Source organism: Endozoicomonas sp. SESOKO3, from assembly GCF_024606255.1.
Window position 1 is genome coordinate 1 of record NZ_JAHHPR010000283.1, and the last position, 4,346, is coordinate 4,346.

Sequence of the window (4,346 nt, forward strand, 5' to 3'; positions counted from 1 at the left end):
GGTAATTTATGAGAGCCGGGAGCGTCCGGGTTAATCTGTGACAGGCTTACGATCAAACGATTCAGAGGTTTGGTAAGAATAAATGTATAGATCAGGTAGAGCAGCAATGCCATCGCAATGGCCCTGAAAATACCGCTGACCATGACAATCAGTGAGCGCTGGATGAACTCCTGACCGTGGTAAGCCGTATCAATGGCCAGGAGGAGTTCGCCGTAGCTTTGATGAGAGGGTATTTCCCTTTGTAGAGGAATACGATAAATTCGAATAGGTTCAAATATGTAGTCCGAGAGCTGGCGATACCCTGAGTTGGAAAGGCCACGCTTTACCACAGCAAGCTCAGGTTTATCAGGTATTTTGATGGCAGCAATGTGGACTGACTGGTGCTCCATTAACCCGGAAAGAATCTCCCGGGCCATTGTGGGCTCCAGTCTACTGGCAGCCTGAATGGAAGGTTCCCTGATCATGGACAGCATTTGCAAGGCTTCTGAATCAATGATGTTGCTTGACTGGCGGGCATCAAAGAAAATTTGAACACAGCTGATAGCAATACCCAATAAACAGGCTACTCCTCACTAAGTTACCTGAAACAGTTTCCATTCGATAAATTGAAAATCGATAAAACCTTTGTCGAAGGGCTACCAGAAAATAAAGAAAACACTGTTATCGTTGAAGCGATTATTCAACTGGGTCAAAGCTTTGGCATTGAAGTCATCGCCGAAGGGGTTGAAACCAAAGAGCAGGAAACACACCTGATCAACTCAGGATGCACAGAAGGCCAAGGGTACTTTTACAGCAAACCCGTTCCTGATCAGGAATTTGCCGAATTTCTGAGAGCCTGGAAAAGCACACCTGCAAACTCCCGAAAAAGGATATTCCCCAATGAACCCGACGTCAGCGACAACTGAAAAAACTACTCGGGCAATTGAGCGCTGCCTGACCGTGAATCACTGTGGCAAACCCGTCAATACAGTCAATATTGATGAAACACCCTATGTCTCAAACGACAACCCCTTCTCTGTGACTCTTTACGTGAGCCAGTAATCCTCGGTTTACGGTTTACGACGTATGAAATGAAAGCCGAAGATGAAAGGGAGTAAAGACATGAAAGATGCCACGTATGTCCACCCGCTTACCGCTCTCGGTAAAAGGGCAATGGATCTATCCATAGCATTGACAGGCATTATTTTTACACTGCCTCTCTACCCCTTGATTGCTTTAATGATCAAACTGAACAGTCCTGGTCCGGTTTTTTATCGTCAGATGCGCATTGGCTATCAGAGCGAAAACTATGTTTGTCTCTTTCTGATGACCCGATTCAGAACGGTGAAGGTCGATACAGAGGCCACAAGCGGTTCTGTCCGGCCAACAAGAAATGCTCCCCAAGTCACTAAAGTAGGTCACTTTCTTCGCAGAACCCATCTGGATAAATTACCTCAGTTATGGAATGTTTTGATGGGCGATATGTCCATCGTAGGCCCCAGACCTGAACCCCCTGACATTTGCCAAAAGCTGGAAGATAACATCCCCTTCTATACCGAAAGAACCTTTGATGTTGTCCCCGGAATGACCGGACTGGCTCAAGTAAACCTGAGTTTCTACGAAACCGTCGATGATCTGAGAAACAACGTCGCTTATGACCACGCCTACGCACTATCTTTGAGCAGCCCTGCTGAGTGGCTGAAGATGGACGTTAGCATCCTACTCAAAACGATCTGGGTTATGGTCACTGGCAAGCGCTAATAACCATCGGGCTAATGCCCTCAATAATTCAGATGGTTCGCTACCAGTGTATCCAGCGCTCTGCGCATTCCTTCCCGGCTATGAACGCCAGGCTGAAAAGGGTCGGCCAGGGGCTGATGAAGCAGTGAACACTTTATCCCTTCCGGTGTTTCACGCTCTTCAGGCCACAAGAGTGCGTCGGGATAAACCCCTGTCATTTCCTTCATCCAGTTCAGCTTCTCATCAATAAGCATCTGTCTGACTGCCGAAACCTCTGGAGTGAGATTCCCGATAAATACAGTCAAAGCATCACTTTTCTGGATAGCTTCTGCGACATCCTTCATCAATAAGGCAGGTAATACACTGGTCATGAAACTGCCTGGACCCAGAATAATAAGGTCGGCCTCTTCAAGTGCCGTCAGGGCTTCCTGAGTCGGTTGAATATCTGGAATCAACAGTAAACGATCAGGCTTCTGATCCAGAGCATCTATTTTTGTCTCACCCACAATTTGTTGATTATCAATTATGGCTGCAAGACTGGCAGGCTCTTCTGACATGGGGATAAGGTCTGTTTCAACTTGAAGTATCTGACGAATCAGATTAATAGCCTCCATAGGACGGACACACATCTGATCCATAGCCAGGAGAATCAGGTTGCCCAAGTTATGATGAGTAAGATCTCCACTGTCTTCTTTGAAACGATACTCAAAAAGAATACGTGCCAGGTTGGGACTATCTGAACAAAGCTGATTGATGCAGTTTCTCAAATCACCCCAGGCGATACAGCCACTGGCTTCCCTGAGTCGGCCAGTGGAACCACCATCATCAGTGGTAGCAACAATACCAGCGAGTCGACCTTTCATAAAACCGAGGCTGGCCATAACCCTTCCAAGACCATGGCCACCACCGATAGCGGCAATACGACGACATTTAAAAAGAGCGTTGACGGACTGCATGTATTACTTAGACGTTGTGACTGTAGTAGAAAATTGTATATAAAAGATGGCTGATGAATCCACCTTTATACGACTTTATACGACCTTCTTCAGAGATGATTCTTCACTACTGAATCGATTCGGAATCAGTTCAGGTAATCTCTTTGCAAGGTAGGCTTCCAGTTTAGCCTTGCCAGGTTCATCCAGCTCAATGCCCAGTTTAGTGCGACGCCAGAGAATATCTTCAATCTGGTAAGCCCACTCATGCTCAATCAGGTAATCCACTTCAGCAGCATAGAGTCCGGCACCGAAATGCTCACCCAAACACTCCAGTGAACGGCTCTTTCCTATCAGGAGACCGCTCAGATTTCCATAGGTTCCACTGAGGCGGGAAGCAATCTCTCGGGGCAGCCAGGGGTGAACATTACAAAGCTCTTCAGTGCACCCCTGAACACCCTTGAACCCTTCACTGCCAGGCAGCTGGCATGTTTTGGTCCAGCTTTCACTCATATCAGGAAAATAAGGCTGAAGCTTGCCAACAGCCGCTTCACCCAGCTTACGATAGGTCGTGAGTTTACCGCCAAAGACAGAAAGCAACGGTGCCTTGCCATCCTCGTCCTCCAGTTCCATGGTGTAGTCACGGGTAATCGCCTGGGGTGAGTCTGACTCATCTTCACAGAGTGGACGCACTCCAGAGTAATCCCAGACAATGTCGTTCAGGGAGATCTGTTGTTTGAAGTGTTTGTTCACAATATCACACAGATAACGTTTTTCATCTTCAGAGCAGCACACATCTGCAGGTTCACCCTTATACTCAACGTCGGTGGTGCCCACCAGTGAATATTTGTCCAGATAAGGAATGACAAAAACAATCCGGTTATCTTCGTTCTGCAGAATGTAAGCTCGAGGCTCCTCATGAATGCGGGGAACGATAATATGGCTGCCTTTGATCAAACGGATTTTCCGTGGGGATTTTTGCTTCAGCCCCTGATCAAAGAAAGATTGAACCCAGGGACCTGCCGCATTCAGCAGAGCGCGACTTCGAACAACAGATTCTTCTCCAGTGATCTCATCACGAAGAGTAATATGCCAAACACCGTCATTTCGTTCAGCACGCAATGCCTCAGTGCGGGTACGAACTTCTCCACCCCTTCTCTGAAGTTCCATGGCGTTCAGGACGACCAGACGAGCATCATCTACCCAGGCATCAGAGTATTCGAAACCTTTTTTGAAGTCTTCCTTGAGCGCAGAATCCTTTCCAAACCTGAGGGATTTTGATCCCTTGAGAGAAATACGGGCACTGAGGTTATCATAAAGGAAGAGCCCTGCACGAATCATCCAGGCGGGTCTCAAGTGAGGTCTGTGAGGCAGACAAAAGCGCATGGGAGAAGCAATATGAGGCGCCATTTTAAGAAGAACTTCCCGCTCTGCCAGCGCTTCCTTGACCAGACGGAATTCATAATGTTCCAGATATCTGAGACCACCATGAATCAGTTTGCTGCTGGCTGATGAGGTTGCTCCAGCCAGATCAGACTTTTCACAAAGACCCACTTTCAGGCCCCTGCCTGCTGCATCTACGGCAATACCTACACCATTGATGCCACCACCAATTACGTAGATATCAAAGAGCCCCTCTGTCTGCACCTGCATCATTTCACTTACATCCAAAAACGAATATTTACGAATATATAC

General features: G+C 47.4%; 4 protein-coding genes and 2 pseudogenes. 3 read left to right on the forward strand and 3 right to left on the reverse strand.

Features of this window, described 5'->3' with window-relative positions; genetic code table 11:
- Positions 1-554, reverse strand: a pseudogene (locus tag KDK18_RS05215) (GGDEF-domain containing protein); the annotation flags it as partial.
- A 15-nt stretch (positions 555-569) separates the two neighbouring features.
- Between KDK18_RS05215 and KDK18_RS05220 the strand changes: the two are divergent.
- From KDK18_RS05220 to KDK18_RS05230, 3 genes and pseudogenes are all read left to right on the forward strand, one after another.
- Positions 570-905: pseudogene (locus KDK18_RS05220) on the forward strand (EAL domain-containing protein); the annotation flags it as partial.
- Entirely contained in the window at positions 880-1,041 is a 162-nt protein-coding gene (locus tag KDK18_RS05225) for a hypothetical protein (protein WP_257253705.1), read from the forward strand. The pseudogene KDK18_RS05220 and the gene KDK18_RS05225, both read left to right, overlap by 26 nt.
- A gap of 60 nt (positions 1,042-1,101) precedes the next feature.
- Complete coding sequence (locus KDK18_RS05230) at positions 1,102-1,740, forward strand: sugar transferase (RefSeq protein WP_257253707.1); 639 nt, start codon at positions 1,102-1,104, stop codon at positions 1,738-1,740.
- A 20-nt stretch (positions 1,741-1,760) separates the two neighbouring features.
- On the opposite strand, the gene yvcK is transcribed toward KDK18_RS05230, so the two are convergent.
- Together yvcK and glpD are read right to left on the reverse strand one after the other, a co-directional pair.
- Positions 1,761-2,675 carry a uridine diphosphate-N-acetylglucosamine-binding protein YvcK gene (gene yvcK / locus KDK18_RS05235; RefSeq protein ID WP_257253708.1) on the reverse strand — a complete coding sequence of 305 codons (915 nt, stop codon included), beginning with the start codon at positions 2,673-2,675 and terminating at the stop codon, positions 1,761-1,763.
- A gap of 75 nt (positions 2,676-2,750) precedes the next feature.
- The gene (glpD, locus tag KDK18_RS05240; protein ID WP_306670867.1) at positions 2,751-4,307 is read right to left on the reverse strand and encodes a glycerol-3-phosphate dehydrogenase; all 1,557 of its coding nucleotides are present in this window, start codon (positions 4,305-4,307) and stop codon (positions 2,751-2,753) included.
- Positions 4,308-4,346: the final 39 nt, after the last annotated feature.